This is a genomic window from Phocaeicola plebeius, from assembly GCF_003437535.1.
GTDB classification, from domain to species: Bacteria; Bacteroidota; Bacteroidia; order Bacteroidales; family Bacteroidaceae; genus Phocaeicola; species Phocaeicola plebeius_A.
In genome coordinates this window covers 1-15,864 of record NZ_QSQT01000015.1, presented here as the reverse complement: position 1 = coordinate 15,864, position 15,864 = coordinate 1, and the positions used below count along the sequence as shown (strand labels likewise).

The 15,864-nt window shown below is 47.3% G+C and carries 15 protein-coding genes; 5 read left to right on the top strand and 10 right to left on the bottom strand.

Translation table 11 applies throughout. The features are described from left to right. The first annotated feature begins 5 nt into the window (after positions 1 to 5). The 4 genes from bioD to DXD04_RS08955 all read left to right on the top strand — a co-directional run bounded on the left by bioD (position 6) and on the right by DXD04_RS08955 (position 4,569). A complete protein-coding gene (bioD, locus tag DXD04_RS08970; protein ID WP_117672734.1) occupies positions 6 to 656 on the top strand; it encodes a dethiobiotin synthase in 651 nt (216 codons plus the stop codon). A gap of 32 nt (positions 657 to 688) precedes the next feature. Next, complete coding sequence (locus tag DXD04_RS08965; RefSeq protein WP_117672853.1) at positions 689 to 1,537, top strand: DMT family transporter; 849 nt, start codon at positions 689 to 691, stop codon at positions 1,535 to 1,537. 132 nt (positions 1,538 to 1,669) lie between these two features. Further along, entirely contained in the window at positions 1,670 to 2,908 is a 1,239-nt protein-coding gene (locus DXD04_RS08960) for a hypothetical protein (protein WP_117672851.1), read from the top strand. 35 nt (positions 2,909 to 2,943) lie between these two features. Continuing rightward, positions 2,944 to 4,569 (top strand): OmpP1/FadL family transporter, encoded by a 1,626-nt coding sequence (locus DXD04_RS08955; protein ID WP_117672732.1) that lies wholly within the window; start codon positions 2,944 to 2,946, stop codon positions 4,567 to 4,569. A 64-nt stretch (positions 4,570 to 4,633) separates the two neighbouring features. Here DXD04_RS08955 and DXD04_RS08950 read toward each other — a convergent pair whose 3' ends face one another. The 10 genes from DXD04_RS08950 to DXD04_RS08910 form a co-directional block, all read right to left on the bottom strand. Next, positions 4,634 to 5,734 (bottom strand): DUF4421 domain-containing protein, encoded by a 1,101-nt coding sequence (locus tag DXD04_RS08950; RefSeq protein ID WP_373104269.1) that lies wholly within the window; start codon positions 5,732 to 5,734, stop codon positions 4,634 to 4,636. Between the two features lie 80 nt (positions 5,735 to 5,814). Further along, positions 5,815 to 6,804 (bottom strand): Gfo/Idh/MocA family protein, encoded by a 990-nt coding sequence (locus DXD04_RS08945; RefSeq protein ID WP_117672730.1) that lies wholly within the window; start codon positions 6,802 to 6,804, stop codon positions 5,815 to 5,817. Between the two features lie 12 nt (positions 6,805 to 6,816). Continuing rightward, positions 6,817 to 7,635, bottom strand: a complete 819-nt coding sequence (locus DXD04_RS08940) for a transporter substrate-binding domain-containing protein (RefSeq protein WP_117672728.1) — start codon at positions 7,633 to 7,635, stop codon at positions 6,817 to 6,819. A gap of 10 nt (positions 7,636 to 7,645) precedes the next feature. Further along, on the bottom strand, positions 7,646 to 9,733 hold the full coding sequence (locus DXD04_RS08935; protein WP_117672726.1) for a putative porin: 2,088 nt from the start codon (positions 9,731 to 9,733) through the stop codon (positions 7,646 to 7,648). 171 nt (positions 9,734 to 9,904) lie between these two features. Then, positions 9,905 to 10,447 carry a 2-oxoacid:acceptor oxidoreductase family protein gene (locus DXD04_RS08930; protein ID WP_022052450.1) on the bottom strand — a complete coding sequence of 181 codons (543 nt, stop codon included), beginning with the start codon at positions 10,445 to 10,447 and terminating at the stop codon, positions 9,905 to 9,907. Between the two features lie 15 nt (positions 10,448 to 10,462). Continuing rightward, positions 10,463 to 11,236, bottom strand: coding sequence for a thiamine pyrophosphate-dependent enzyme (locus DXD04_RS08925; protein WP_117672724.1), 774 nt, complete (start codon positions 11,234 to 11,236; stop codon positions 10,463 to 10,465). Positions 11,237 to 11,254: 18 nt separating this feature from the next. Next, the gene (locus DXD04_RS16905; RefSeq protein ID WP_258361454.1) at positions 11,255 to 11,386 is read right to left on the bottom strand and encodes a hypothetical protein; all 132 of its coding nucleotides are present in this window, start codon (positions 11,384 to 11,386) and stop codon (positions 11,255 to 11,257) included. Between the two features lie 45 nt (positions 11,387 to 11,431). After that, complete coding sequence (locus DXD04_RS08920; protein ID WP_117672722.1) at positions 11,432 to 12,514, bottom strand: 3-methyl-2-oxobutanoate dehydrogenase subunit VorB; 1,083 nt, start codon at positions 12,512 to 12,514, stop codon at positions 11,432 to 11,434. A 29-nt stretch (positions 12,515 to 12,543) separates the two neighbouring features. Beyond that, positions 12,544 to 12,774, bottom strand: a complete 231-nt coding sequence (locus DXD04_RS08915) for a 4Fe-4S binding protein (protein WP_007561869.1) — start codon at positions 12,772 to 12,774, stop codon at positions 12,544 to 12,546. A gap of 12 nt (positions 12,775 to 12,786) precedes the next feature. Next, complete coding sequence (locus DXD04_RS08910) at positions 12,787 to 13,065, bottom strand: tetratricopeptide repeat protein (RefSeq protein ID WP_022052453.1); 279 nt, start codon at positions 13,063 to 13,065, stop codon at positions 12,787 to 12,789. Positions 13,066 to 13,415: 350 nt separating this feature from the next. Between DXD04_RS08910 and DXD04_RS08905 the strand changes: the two genes are divergently transcribed. After that, a complete protein-coding gene (locus DXD04_RS08905) occupies positions 13,416 to 15,710 on the top strand; it encodes a bifunctional dihydroorotate dehydrogenase B NAD binding subunit/NADPH-dependent glutamate synthase (protein ID WP_117672720.1) in 2,295 nt (764 codons plus the stop codon). Positions 15,711 to 15,864 lie beyond the last annotated feature (154 nt).

Below are 15,864 nucleotides of genomic sequence, written 5' to 3'. Positions count from 1 at the left end.
CGAGTATGAAAAAGAATGTATATTTTGTCAGCGGTATCGATACCAATATCGGAAAGAGTTATGCTACGGCTTACCTGGCTAAGACCTGGAATGAACGGGGTATCCGTACCATTACGGAGAAACTGATTCAGACGGGGAATACGGACATGTCGGAAGATATCGAGCTGCACCGCCGGATTATGGGTACCGACTTGTTGCCGGAAGATAAGGAACGATTGACCATGCCGGAGATTTTTTCTTATCCCTGTTCTCCGCACCTGGCAGCGGAGATAGACAAGCGTCCGATTGATTTCGACAAGATTGAACGTGCCACTCAGACACTGAGCGAACGCTATGATGCGGTGTTGCTGGAAGGAGCCGGAGGACTGATGGTGCCGTTGACTCGTGAACTGCTGACTATCGACTATGTGGCACAGAAGCAGTATCCGCTGGTGTTCGTCACTTCTGGTCGCCTGGGAAGTATCAACCACACCTTGCTGAGCCTGGAAGCGATGACGCGTCGGAGCATCCGTCTGCACACGCTGGCCTACAACCTCTTCCCGGAAGAAGATGATGAGATTATCCGTCGCGATACGGAGGAATACATGCGCGACCTGTTGAAACGGGAATATCCGGAAGCAGAGTTTGTGGTGGTTCCGTTTTTGGGTACTAAATAAATGGGTCGGTGAAACAAGGATATTATCACGTGATGGCCATTGCCGTGGTCGTGGTGTGGGGACTGACCTACATCTCGACCAAGGTACTGATTCAGCAGGGGCTGCATCCGCATGAGATTTTCTTCTACCGTTTTCTGGTTGCTTATGCGGGTATCTGGCTGATTGCTCCCCGTCGGCTACTGGCAAACAGTTGGAAGGAAGAAGGCTTGTTGGCTTTGGCCGGTTTCTTTGGCGGCTCGCTTTATTTTTATACGGAGAATACGGCTTTGGGACTGACGCAGGCTTCGAACGTGGCGTTTCTGCTGTGTACGGCCCCGTTGCTTACGGCCTTTCTCTCGGCGGCATTTTATAAAGAAGACCGTTTGACCCGACGGTTACTGATGGGCTCTATGCTGGCCCTTTGTGGGGTGGGGCTGATTGTGTTCGGTGGGAAGGAGGGTTTGAAAGTCTCTCCTGCAGGCGATTTGCTGACGTTATGTGCTGCCTTCTCGTGGGCTTGCTATAGTTTGGTCATTCGTCGCTTGTCCGGACGTTATCCGGTGTCGTTTATCACCCGGAAAGTGTTCTTTTATGGGGTACTTACCATTCTGCCGTTATTTGCCGTATTTCCTTTCCGGCAGAATACGGCCATCTTGTGCCGTCCTGAAGTGTGGTCGAACCTGTTGTTTCTGGCTCTGATAGCTTCGTTGGTTTGCTTTGTGGCCTGGAACGTGGCACTAAAGAAAATAGGGGTGCTGCATACTTCCAATTATATTTATCTGAGTCCGCTGGTCACTTTGGGAGCTTCCATGCTGATTTTGGGAGAAGGACTGACCTTATGTTCGGCAGTAGGTGCTGTCTGTATTCTGTGTGGTGTGTACTGGGCGGAAAAAAGGAAATGAAGCATACAGATGCTGGGAGAAGTTTAGGGAAATCCCTACCTCGAAATAGGGATTTCCTGCTTGATAGGGAAAAATATCTTCCTAATTTTGTATCAGCATAAAAAGGTAGAACCGTTAAATGATATAATTATGATGAAGGTGAAAGTATTTGCTTCGTTGATGTTGGCTGGCTTGCCATTCGTTTTGGCAGCCCAGAGTAACGACGACCTTTACTTCGTTCCCAAGAAAAAAGCGGAAACGAAGAAGGAGACCGTAGCGGCCCCGAAGCAGAATAGTCAGGGGACAACGGTGTATTCCACATCGGCTACTTCCACGCCGGTAGTAGTGAAGGATGTGGCTGGAAATACGCGTGATGTAGACGAATACAACCGTCGGTACACATCGCGTGAGAACACGTTCTCTATGCAGAACGATACGCTTTACATTCAGGAAAAACCGTATAGCGAACGGGGAGAGTGGGTGAACGGATTTGAAGGTACGCAGGATGACTACGAATATGCCATGCGTATTGTCCGTTTCCGTAGTCCGCGCTATGCCATTCCGGTAAGCAGTCCGCTGTACTGGGACGTAGTGTATGGAGCTTTCCCGTCATGGGACTGGAACGTATACGATGACGGACTTTATGCTTACGTATTCCCGACTTACAGCAATCCGCTGTGGTGGGACTGGAGATGGAACTGGAGCATTGCCGGACCAAGATTCAGCTTTGGCTGGGGATGGTCTTCTCCATGGTATTACAGCAGCTGGTATTCTCCATACTGGTATGGTGGTTACTGGGGAGGCTACTGGGCCGGTTACTGGGGCCCGGGATGGCATCATCATCACCCGTACTATCCGTCGTATGGATGGGGAGGAGGATGGCATCGTGGATATACAGACTATCGCCCGTCACGTTATCAGAATTATACGACTTCCCGTCGGCAGAACATGGTTCAATCAGGAACAATCAGCTCCCGTCGCTCAGGGGATGCTTTCTCTACCCGTTCAGCCGGAAGAGTGGTTCGTCCTAATGAAGTTCGTTCGGTCAGTTCTTCAGTACGTCCCGGAGTTGGAGGAGGATCATCTGTCAGACGTGAAGGAATCTCTACAGGTAGCGTAACTCGTTCTGAACGCAATACCGGATTATATACACGTCCAAGTACGACTATTAATCGTTCTGGTTCCTCTTCTTATACACGTCCGAGCAGTACACGTCGCAGCGTGAATTATAACTACAATGATAATAACAGTCGAGTAAATCGTAGTGTACGTTCTGATTTCGGTTCGTCTAGTCGCAGTGGTAGTTTCTCTTCTGGTGGAAGCAGTACCCGTGGCTCTATGGGCGGCGGAATGCGCTCTGGAGGCGGAGGTGGCAGCTCACGTAGACGATAAGAAAAATGAAGATGTACTTATAACTTTTGGATAATATGAAGACCAGAATAATCGCATTAGCTGTTACGGCTGCTTGTGCTTCAGCAGCTGTAGCACAGAGTCAATACGAAGCTCTCCAGTTTATGGGAAATGAGTTGAATGGAACTGCTCGTTTTGTGGGTATGGGTGGTGCTATGAGTTCTTTAGGAGCTGATTTGTCAACGATGTCAACGAACCCTGCGGGAATCGGAATGTATCGCAGTCATGATGTGGCAGTAAGTTTTGGATTTAATAATACACGTACCAATGCAGATTTTGCAGGGAATACAACAAAAGAGAATCGCACCCGTGCTTCGTTTGACCAGATAGGATTTGTGTGGAGCACCAAAATTGGGAATAAGACGGATTTACGTTATCTGAATTTCGGATTTAATTACCACAAGCGTGCTAATTTTAACCGTCAGTTTTATGCTAAAGGAGCTTTAAATGGAGCCTCCATGACATATCAGATGGCTAATATGATAGGAAATGCAGGATATACGACTGCCAATGGTTTTAATGGATTGCTTGATGCAGGCTCTGATGTAGACAACCGTAATCCGTATACACATTCTGATTTTTATAGTACTCCTTATTTAGCCATGATGGGAGCTCGTACCGGTTTGGTGGATGCAAATTGGGATAAAGATGGAAACATTACTCAAATCTTTGGCTGGAATGGAGAAACAGGTGAGTATTATAGCCGGGAAGAAGGAGGTATTAATCAGTATGATTTTAACTTGTCATTTAATATACGTGACCGTTTCTACTTTGGCTTGACATTGGGCTTGTATGATTTGAACTATAATTTGTATTCATCGTATGGTGAAACAATGAATAGAAATATGCAGGATGGAAGTGTGACTTATCATGACAAAGGTGATTTTACACTGAATAACTGGTATAAAGCGGAAGGTACAGGAGTTGATCTGAAACTGGGAACGATTATTCGTCCGTTTGAATATTCACCGTTCCGGTTTGGCTTGGCCATTCATACTCCGATATGGTATACATTAACTGATCGTTATACTGCTGCCATGACTTCTAATATTGCATTGGATGGAAAGAATCCTGTTTCTTATTCAGAAAATTTATCAGACTATTTTTATCCTGATATGAATTATGTATGGGATTACAGTATGGTTATTCCGTGGCGTTTTAATATAAGTGCTGGAACGATTGTGGGTGGAATTATGGCCTTAGATGCAGAATATGAATATGAGAAGTATTCATCTGCTAAGTTGAAAGATAGAGAAGGGTATGAATTAAATGCAACATCTTCTATCAGCGAGACTTTAAAGGGGGTACATACTTTCCGTGCCGGTATGGAAACAAAGTTGACAGATGCATTCAGTCTTCGGGTAGGATATAACTATCAGTCTTCTCCTATTGTGGAAGATGCATTTAGAAACATTGAAGCGACTGACAATACGCGTACGGTGGCTTCCTATATGAATCCGAAATCTCGTCAGGCTGTAACCTTTGGCTTAGGATATAGAGGACGGCTTTTTTATGCTGATGTAGCTTATAAATATGATTTCTACAAATCTGACTTTTATATGTTTGATGATGTAGCACTGCAAGCTACAAAAGTAACCAACGAACGTCATCAGTTATTGCTTACGCTGGGCGTTCACTTCTAGAAGTTCATTGTGTTTGTTTTATTTAATATGGGAGTTGCTTTTATTCACTGGGGCGGCTCCCTTTTTATTCCTTTTTTTCACGGTATTCTTTCTTCTTCCAGAAATTGAATCCCATGTAGATGCGCAGGCTTCCGAAAGAATTGGTCATAGAGAAAGTGGGTTTCCGGTAGTCGTATGTGTGAAGTACTAGAGAGGCTCCGACATAGTATTTGCTGTTGTTCCAAGTGATGCCTGCACGCGTAATCAGGTCGAAATTGATGTCTCTTATCCATTGTGCCCAGTCAGTTCCGCTTTGGGTGGGCTGGTCGTTGATACGTGCCTTTTTATAGGCTATGGCCGGAAGAAGAGAGATGTTCAGCAGACAGTTTCTGGCAAACACCCAGTTATAGCCGTAGCCCACGCTGAGGTTGTAGTCGGTGTAGCGCAGGCTGTGAAATTTCAGGGAGGGGCTGAGCTGCTGTTGCATTTCTTCTGGCAATTGTGTATGGTCGAAGGAAATGTTATGCTGGGAATAGGAGAATCCGGCCAGCAGGGAACCGCAGCTTTTCCGCTGGTTGGTCGACTGGCTATAGGCTGCAGGATAGGAAAATCGCTTGTGGTTGAAAATCCAGTAGGCATTCAGTCCTTTGATGTTGCTTTGAAAACCGTTGAATTGTGTGTTCGTATAGCTTTGGCTCAGGTTAAACTTTTCATAGGAAGACAGTTTGAAGTCGCTGCCCGTTTTCCGGTAATACAAGTCTACGCCAAATTTGGCACTGTATAAGTTGAACACAATTTCTTTTCGGGGAGCTTTTTCCTTGCCTTTACCAATAAGGTCCTTGATGTCGAAAGAAAGTCCCAGGAAAATCCATCTCCAGCCAAAATAAACTCCCAGCTTGGTGTTGATGTTCGGGGCAAAGTTCAGACTTTGTCCGTCGTTGCTTCCTAATCGGTAATGCTCATACCAGGAACTTTGCTCCAGCATAAAGGCCAGGTTGTATTTGTTGGGAGAAATGTAGGTGGTATCTATGGTATTCAGTTTGGCACCGGCTTTTTTGATTTCTTCTCCGGTGAATTTGATGGAACGGACAATGCCGTCGGTCAGACTGCTTAATGACAGTCGGGGAGAAGCCACAGGAGCCGGTTCATTGATTGACATGCTGTCTTTCTTCTCTATCTGAGCCATGGTGTGAGTCGGATAGAGAAGGAGTATAGACAGTATGGTCAACAAGGAGAGTGGTTTCACCCCAAATAATAATGTATTGGTTAAAGTTTGTTCAGAATGCGGTCCATTACCCAGTTGGTAGGAGTGGCACTGACTCCGTCGCAGGTGCAGACTGCCTTTCCTTGCAGATGCTCTACTACCGCTTTAATCAAAGGGAGCTGTACATGAGGAGGGTTAGGAGGCAGGATTTCTTCACGTCCGCGTTCTGTATGCAAGGCTATCGGGTCGTAGGTGAAGACGGAGAAGCAGATCATGCCTTTGTCTCCGATAATTTCAATACGGTCTTCCTTGGCGGAGTCGTGGGCTACAAAGCACCAGGAACCTGAGCCCGGCAGACCGGAGTCAAACTTGAAGCAGGCACTGATTGTATCTTCAGCTTCATACAGCCCGCCACGGTTGGATTTGTAGCCTTCTGCTTCGAGAATACATCCGAACATATCCTGCAATAAATCAAGCTGATGGGGGGCAAGGTCGTAGAAATAACCTCCACCTGCAATATCGGGTTGCACACGCCACGGCAAATTCTTGGTGTTGTAGTCGAGTGCACGCGGGGGCTGTGCAAAACGAATCTGCACGTTGATAACGTTACCGATTTCACCTTCCTCCACCAACTGGCGGACTTTTTGGAAGTAGGGCAGGTAGCGGCGGTAATAGGCTACGAAGCAAGGCACTCCGGTCTCTTTCGAGATACGGTTGATTCGTGCGCAGTCTTCATAGCTGGCAGCCATCGGCTTCTCGATGTACACCGGTTTGCCGGCCTTCATTGCCATGATGGCAAATGTGGCATGCGAAGAAGGAGGAGTAGCGATGTAAATGGCATTCACATCTTCGTCTCCAATTAACTCTTGTGCGTCGGTGTACCATCGGGGTATCTGATGGCGTATGGCGTAGGATTTGGCTTTTTCTTCGTCGCGGCTCATGACGGCAACCACCCGTGAGCCTTCTATCATGTTAAAAGCGGGTCCGCTTTTCTTTTCGGTGACTTCACCGCATCCGATGAATCCCCAGTTTACTTTATCCAGTTTGATCATAGATGAGTGGTTTTAGTGAAAGTATTTTTTATATAATTTCTGATAGTCTTCGCTTTTCATGTACTCGTCGAGCCATTGGTTCAGGCTGTCGAGCAGAATGGGAGAATGTTTGGCTACTCCCCATGCGTAGAATTGGGTGAAACTGATATCTGTATCAATATCCAGGTTGGGATATAGGTGCATGTTTGCCTTGGCAATGTTCTCGTCGCACACGGCATAGTCAATATCTCCTCCGGAAACCATGGCCATGAGTTGTTCAGGACCGTATTGTTCTATTTCCTGAATGTAGATGGTGTCGGCTATCTCGCTGATGAGGTTGTGAAGACGCAGCAGGGCAGGAGAGCCTTTGACCACGTGCAGGGTTTTATGTCCTAATTCCAGCTGGTTGTGTATGTACAGACTGTCTTTCCCTTCTTCCGGTTTGCGCTGTACCAGTACCTGTTTGCTGAGCAGCAAAGTGTGACTGAAGAGAAGAGAGTCTTTGGAGCGGGTAGTCACGGTCGTTTCCGTAGCAATCAGGTCGTACTTCCCTTTGTTGAGGCCTTTCAACCGTTCCTCAAAGCTCATTTCTGGAGTGACTTCCAGTTTCAGGTTCTTGGCTTGTGCAAAGGCATTCAGCAGTTCGTAGTCAAAACCCGACAGGCTATCCTTGTCAACATGATAGCTGATGGTGTTGTATTCCGTTACTGCACGGAGGATACCTGACTCGATGATTTCCGGATAGTCGCGCGGTGTGAACTTCGGTTCTTCTTCATGGTGTGAACAGAGCCGGAGTATGGCGACAAGAATAATCAATCCGCCTGCCAGGTATAGAATTTGGTTTCTCTTCATAGGCAGAGAATTAATCAAAGAAGTTCCATGAGAGTCCTACTTTCAGGATACGCGGGTTGAGCGGATAGTGCGGAGCCAGGAAGTAGCTCTTTTCTCCTGTGCGCTGCAGCAGGTTATACATCTGCACGAAGATACGCGTACGTTTCAGGTGCAGGTTGATGTATCCGTTGATGAGAGGGTATCCGCCAAGTTTGTAGCGTGTATCCGGATTTTGCAGGTAGAACTGTCCGATAGCCGGAGCATAGTCGGGTGCGTAATATTGTGTGAAGTACCGCATGTCGGCTCCCATTTCAATGCTCAACACCTTTTTGGCCAGTCCGAACCGGATGTATAGGTCGTGATAGAGCACAAGTTCCGGCAAGGGAAGTACGGTTTCGTTACTGGTCTTTTGGTAGGTGATTTCATTGTCTAAGTGAAGGATGCCCAACTTGAAGTCCTGACGCAGGCTGGCACTGAACACCTGGATGTTTCCGGAATGCTGGCGTACGGCCATGTCGTTCTTGTAGCTGACTACATCGTTGGCGTTGGTATATTTCACTGAAGCATTGTCCAAGTACGTATAGTTGGTGATATTTTCTACTCCTGCCTTCAACTGTGTCCGCCAGCGGTCGATGCTCAGCTTTCCTTCAATGCGTGTACGCATGATTTTACTCAAGTCATTGTCCCACCAGTAATGTTTGGAGTGGAAGTGACGGTAGTAGAACGTAGGATTCAGGTTCTTGATATAGGCATTGGCTTCCAGACGTACGGTGTCGTTGAACAGGCGGAAGTTCAAGTCACCTTGTCCTTCTACACTGAACTGTCCGGCATCTTCTCCAATCATGGCTATTTCACCCAACACATTGTAGTGCAGTGTCTTTCCCTGTGATTTGATAAGCTGGCCTCCGATAGACAATACATTTTCCTTGTGAGTTGTCGGAATGCGTCGTCCGGGTGTGCCGGTAATGGTATCTGTCAGCGTAAAGTTACGATGTTCAAAGCTGGCAAAGACGGTCAGTCCGGCTTTGGCCCATTTGTTGAATCCTTCCCGCAGGGCAATGCCGACGGTGTTCTTGATAGAGAAGTTTTTGGTGATGTCCAGTGAATCCTTTCCCAGGTAGTTATGTTCAAAGTATTCTTCATTCTGGTCAACGTCATAAGACACGTATTTTCTGCGGTTGATGTCTACGTTGACGGTATGAATGAAGCTGGTTACCGGTACGAATACTTCTTTGGTAATCGTATCGTTTTCAGTCGTTTCATCGCGATAGAATCCCAAGTTATACCGATGAGTCAGAAAGGCATGGTATCCGGTATTGTTGTTCCAGATATTCGACAGATTGGTCGGGATAGAATACGTTTCGTAGGTCCGGTTTCCTTCGGCCATCTCCAGCGGGTTGGTGATGTAGCGGTCGTCCGTGATACCTCCGTTTTCAGCCACCTTCAGGTTTTCATTAATAAAGCTGAAATGCATGTCGTATTGGTCGCCGTGATAGTAGGCAAAGAGATTACCGTTGAACAGTGCCGTCGACTGGCTGTCGTATTTTCCTCGTCCGTAGGTGTAGTCAATGTCGAATCCGAAGCCTAAGCGCTTGTTCACATTCACGGCAAAGTAAGCCTTGAAGCGTTCCTCTCCGTAGCGTCCGTCTCCCTGCTTGAAGTAGGTCAGGTTGGTGAAAGGTGATTTGGTATTGGTATACACCACATCACTGGGCTTTCGTACGGTGAAATCGTACGGATCGGTGAAGAAAAACTGGCTGCTTTCTTTCCGTTCAAAGAACACGTGTGAGATACGCGGTGCTCCCAAGTTACCTAAGTAAGTATAATGTCCCGTAGGCCCTCCTGTATCATTGGAGTTCTGGAAACCATGTTGCAGGGTATCTACCTGAACGGGGGTCATTTCTCCAAAGCGTGTGTCGATTTTCCAGGCATTCAGTCCCACCGGTACGGTGCTGGCATCAATCACTGCGGTTGTATCTATCGGATTACCGTTTCGGTCATATCTGTTGCCGTCCATTCCGGTGGCCGACATTCCTTGTCCGTATTGGGAGATGGTGTTTTGTGCCGAAAGGGCCGTACACACCAGTATGAATAGGGTTGTAAAAAATAGCTTCTTCATAATGGGGCAAAGATACAATAAAAATGCGAAAACGGGAGATTGTGGCTTTCAAAAAGTAGCATTGGAGGTGTCAGAAGTGAAACTCCGGAAAAAGAAGCAGGCTGCCAACTGCATTCCTTTCTGTAAATGCACTGGCAGCCTGCAAGATAGAAGTATGCTTCCGGTAAGGAATCAGACTTCCTTGATGATGTCCATACCGATGCGTATGGCTTCTTCGTTCATCGGAATCAGGTGATGATGACGCTCGGGCAAAGTTTTGCGCAGGGCTTTCACCACACTTTCGATTGATACGATGGGGCGGATTTTCAGCAAACCTCCCAATACAATCATGTTGAAGGTCTTGGCCATTTTCCGTTCGTTGGCTTCATCCATGGCGTCAATGCGATATACATGGATGTCCTTGCGGGTAGGAGGGTTGATGATGCCGTATCCGTCGTAAATCAATACACCGCCCGGTTTTACCTTGCTTTCAAACTTGGCAAGCGAAGGCTGGTTCAGGATGATGGCTGTGTCATACTTGCTGAGAATCGGGGATGAGATACGCTCGTCGCTCACAATGACAGTGACGTTGGCTGTACCTCCGCGCTGTTCCGGACCGTAGGCTGGCATCCAAGTCACCTCCTTGTTTTCCATCAGGCCGGAATATGCCAGGATTTTTCCCATGGAAAGAACTCCCTGACCTCCAAATCCTGCTATGATAATTTCCTCTTTCATATAATGTGCAAATAATTATTTATTTTCGGTAGTATCTTTCAGGTCGCCCAATGGGTAGAAGGGGAACATGTGTTCTTCCATCCATTTGTTGGCGGCTTCGGGTGTCATTTTCCATCCGGAGTTGCAGGTAGATACGATTTCTACCAGGCTGGAGCCTTTTTTCTGCATGGAACATTCGAATGCCTTGCGGATGGCTTTCTTAGCCTTGCGGATGGCAGCCACTGACTGCACTGACTGGCGGGTTACGTAAGCGGTACCTTCCAGTGTAGCGGCAATTTCGGTCATCTTCAGCGGGTAACCATGGATTTCCGGAACACGTCCGTACGGGCAGGTAGAAGTCTTCATGCCTACCAGTGTGGTTGGAGCCATCTGTCCGCCGGTCATACCGTAAATGGCATTGTTGATGAAAATGATAGTAATATTTTCTCCGCGGTTCAGAGCGTGGATGGTTTCGGCTGTACCGATGCAGGCCAGGTCACCGTCGCCCTGATAGGTGAATACCAGGCGGTCGGGCCATAAGCGCTTGATGGCAGTAGCCAGGGCAGGTGCACGTCCGTGTGCGGCTTCCTGACAGTCTATATCTAGGTAATTATACATGAACACGGCACAACCTACCGGACTTACTCCGACAGCTTTCTCGGCCATGCCCATTTCGTCGATGACTTCGGCAATCAGTTTGTGAACTACTCCGTGACTGCATCCCGGGCAGTAGTGCATAGGGTTATCGTTCAGCAGGCGAGGCTTCTGATAAACCAGATTTTCAGGTTTGATTATATCTTCTTTTGTCATAATTAATTCTCCTGTAGTTTATCGTAGAAAGAAACGAAACACGAATTCCATCATTTTCAGGAAAAGAGAGGCACCGCACACATAAAAGAATACGGTCTTGTCTTCACCCAGTGTGAAGTAGAGAATGACGGAAATCAATGCTCCAATCATAAACAGTACGTTTAAGACGGCTCTTATTCTATCGGTATCCATAGCTTATTTCTGAATCAGTTTTTCCTTGATGGCTTCGATTACTTCATCCGGGTCGGGCACGATACCTCCCAGACGTCCGAAATGTTCTACGGGTACCTTACATTCTACGGCCAGACGGACATCTTCAATCATCTGTCCGCTGTTCAGTTCCACGGTCAGGATACCTTTCACCTGTTTGGCTCTTTCTTTCAGGGCCTTGCTTGGGAACGGCCATAATGTAATCGGACGGAACAGACCTACCTTGATACCTTCTTCGCGTGCATGCTCCATGGCTTTCTGTGCGATACGTGCGCAAGAACCGAAAGCCACAATCAGGTATTCGGCATCTTCGGCATTCAGTTCTTCGTAGCGTGTTTCTTTCTCTTCTATTTCTGCATACTTGGCCTGCAGGTGCAAGTTGCGCTGCTCCATGATGGCCGGATCCAGTTCCAGTGAGGTGATGATATTGGGCTTACGTCCCTTGCAACCGGTTGTAGCCCAAGGGCATTGTGCCAGAATCTCTTCTTCTGTACGTCTGGGGCGATATTCCGGAAGCACTACCTTTTCCATCATCTGACCGATTACACCGTCGGCCAGAATCATAGCCGGATTGCGGTATTTGAAAGCCAGGTCGAAAGCCAGCCCTACAAAGTCAGCCATTTCCTGTACGGAAGCCGGAGCCAGTGCAATCAGGTGGTAGTCGCCGTGACCGCCTCCTTTGGTAGTCTGGAAATAGTCGGCCTGACTGGGCTGGATAGTACCCAGACCCGGACCTCCTCGCATCACGTTGACCACCAGACAAGGAAGTTCCGCACCTGCGATGTAGGAGATACCTTCCTGCTTCAAGCTGACGCCCGGACTGGAGGATGAAGTCATGACCATTTTTCCACTGCCGGCGCCTCCGTATACCATATTAATTGCTGCCACTTCACTTTCAGCCTGAAGAACTACCATTCCGGTAGTTTCCCACGGCTTCTGCTCGGCAAGCGTTTCCAATACTTCAGATTGGGGGGTGATAGGGTAACCGAAGTAACCGTCCACGCCGATACGGATGGCGGCATGGGCTATGGCCTCGTTACCTTTCATAAGAACAACTTCTTCTGCCATAATTTTTCGATTTTGCTTGTTGGGCATTTTTATTCTTCACTTTTCGCTCTGTACACGGTCAGACAACCGTCCGGGCACACAATGGCGCACGAAGAGCATCCGTTACAGGTATCTTCCACTACCTGTTGTACGTAATTATATCCTTTTTGATTTACTTTCGGGGTGAGTGACAACACATGCAGCGGGCATGCTACCACACATAAGTTGCATCCCTTGCAGCGTTCGGTATTTACGATAACCACACCTTTCATCTTAGCCATAGTATATATCTCTTATTGATTAAACATATCTTTATTATAAAAGTTAAGTATATCCATCACCATCTTTCGGGCATCGGCTGCCGGACTTTCCGGGTCTAGGGCAATCGCTTCCTGATAATTGTTGAGTGCTCCCTGCCAGTCACCTTTTTTCCGATAGGCATTTCCCAAAAGATAATATGCTTCCGCCGTGGGCGAGGAAGCCGTTTGCAACCAATCATTCAGGCGAGATATAGCGGTGTCTACATGTCCTTCATTTATCAGTTGTCTGATGTGATTCAGTTGTTCATTCATGGGCTTTTATGTCATATTGTAACCTTACAAAGATAGTCTTTAATTTGGTACGAGAGTCATTTTTACGGAATAAATAGTAAAAAATACCGATTTTTCTTGTTTGTGCAATTGTGCAACATGTTGATTATTAAAGAGTTTTATGATGTTTTATTTTGTTTCAACTGAAAAAGATGTATATACAACTAAATGATGTTTCTGAAAAGGGGGATTGTGTATGAATGATAATTTAATGCTTGTCAAAAATTTATTGAAATGCAGGAATCTATTTGATTATGTTATTATTTCTTATAACTTTGTAGCAATTTATTCATGAAACAAACAACTAAATAATTAACTTATCAGATAGAATTATGAACAAGATTCTTCAGAAGGAACATTTTTCCGAAAAGGTCTTCAAACTGGTGATTGAGGCTCCTTTGATTGCAAAGTCGCGTAAGGCGGGACATTTTGTCATTGTCCGTGTAGGCGAGAAGGGGGAACGCATGCCTTTGACTATTGCAGCAGCCGATCCGGTGAAGGGAACCATTACTTTGGTGGTGCAGGAGGTAGGACTTTCGTCTACCCGTCTGTGTGAACTAAATGTGGGTGATTACATTACAGACGTGGTAGGTCCGCTGGGAAAGGCTACTCATATTGAAAACTTCGGGACGGTGGTTTGTGCCGGAGGTGGTGTAGGTGTGGCCCCGATGTTGCCTATCGTGCAGGCATTGAAGGCTGCGGGAAACCGGGTCATTACCGTGCTGGCCGGACGTACTAAGGAACTGATTATTCTTGAAAAGGAAATGCGTGAGAGCTCGGATGAAGTGATTATCATGACGGACGACGGTTCTTACGGACAGAAAGGTCTGGTTACGGAAGGAGTAGAAGCAGTCATCAAGCGTGAAAAGGTGGACAAGTGTTTTGCCATTGGTCCGGCCATCATGATGAAGTTTGTCTGCCTTCTGACCAAGAAATATGATATTCCGACTGATGTGTCGCTGAACACCATCATGGTGGATGGTACGGGCATGTGTGGTGCTTGCCGTATCACCGTAGGCGGAAAGACGAAGTTCGTATGTGTGGATGGTCCGGAATTCGACGGTCATCAGGTGGACTTTGACGAGATGCTGAAACGTATGGGGGCTTTCAAGGATATTGAGCGTGAAGAAATTCATAAACTGGATACCAAACCTGCAACTTGTGAAGCTGAACAGGCTGCTTCCGGACGAAACGCTGAATGGCGTGAAGCGTTGCGCAAGAGCATGAAGCCGAAAGAACGTGTGGCTATTCCGCGCGTGAAGATGAACGAGCTGGATTCGGAATACCGTTCACACAGTCGCAAGGAAGAAGTGAACTTGGGGCTGAGCGAAGAGCAGGCGCTGACAGAAGCCAAGCGTTGTCTGGACTGTGCCAATCCTTCTTGTATGGAAGGTTGTCCGGTAGGTATTGATATTCCGGGCTTTGTCAAGAACATCGAACGCGGAGAATTTCTGGAAGCTGCACGTACGCTGAAAAAGACCAGTGCACTTCCGGCTGTGTGCGGACGTGTCTGCCCGCAGGAAAAGCAGTGCGAATCGAGATGTATTCACCTGAAGATGGGTCACGAAGCGGTGGCTATCGGTTACTTGGAACGTTTTGCGGCTGACTATGAACGCGAAAGCGGACAGATTTCAGTGCCCGAAATTGCAGCCAAGAACGGTATCAAGATTGCAGTAGTGGGTTCAGGACCTGCCGGATTATCGTTTGCAGGCGATATGGCCAAGATGGGTTACGATGTAACTGTGTTCGAGGCACTGCATGAAATTGGTGGGGTATTGAAATACGGTATTCCGGAATTCCGTCTGCCGAACAAGATTGTGGATGTGGAAATCGAAAACTTGTCTAAGATGGGTGTGACTTTCGTGAAGGACTGCATCGTAGGTAAGACCATCAGTGTGGAAGACCTCGAAAGCGAAGGCTTCAAGGGAATCTTTGTTGCTTCGGGTGCCGGACTGCCTAACTTCATGAACATTCCGGGCGAGAACTCCATCAACATCATGTCTTCGAATGAGTACCTGACACGTGTGAACCTGATGGATGCAGCCAGCGAAGATGCCGATACTCCGGTGACATTCGGTAAGCGAGTGGCTGTAATCGGTGGTGGAAATACAGCAATGGACTCTGTACGTACCGCACGCCGTCTGGGAGCAGAGAAAGCGATGATTATCTACCGTCGTTCGGAAGCAGAAATGCCGGCTCGTCTGGAAGAAGTGAAACATGCCAAGGAAGAAGGTGTGGAATTCCTGACACTGCACAATCCGATAGAATACATTGCCGATGAGAAGGGACGTGTAAAACAGGTGGTATTGCAGAAAATGGAACTGGGTGAACCTGATGCTTCCGGTCGTCGTAGTCCGGTTGCCATTCCGGGAGCTACAGTAACTCTCGACATTGACATGGCCATTGTCAGTGTAGGTGTATCGCCTAACCCGATTGTGCCGAATTCTATTCCGGGATTGGAATTAGGACGCAAGGGAACCATTGCTGTCAACGATGACATGCAGTCGTCTATTCCGACCATCTATGCCGGTGGTGACATCGTGCGTGGAGGAGCCACTGTAATCTTGGCGATGGGTGACGGACGCCGTGCGGCTGCTGCCATGGATCGCCAGCTTCGTCAGGCATAAAAACAAGCTTGAAAATCGGACATAAAAAAACGCTTTGACGTTTGCAACAGAACGTCGAAGCGTTTCATTTAAAACGTACTTGCGTTTTAGGTAAAACGTCAAAGCGTTTGAAGTGTACTGAAAATAGTTGTCAGTTTGAAGATTAATTCCTGAC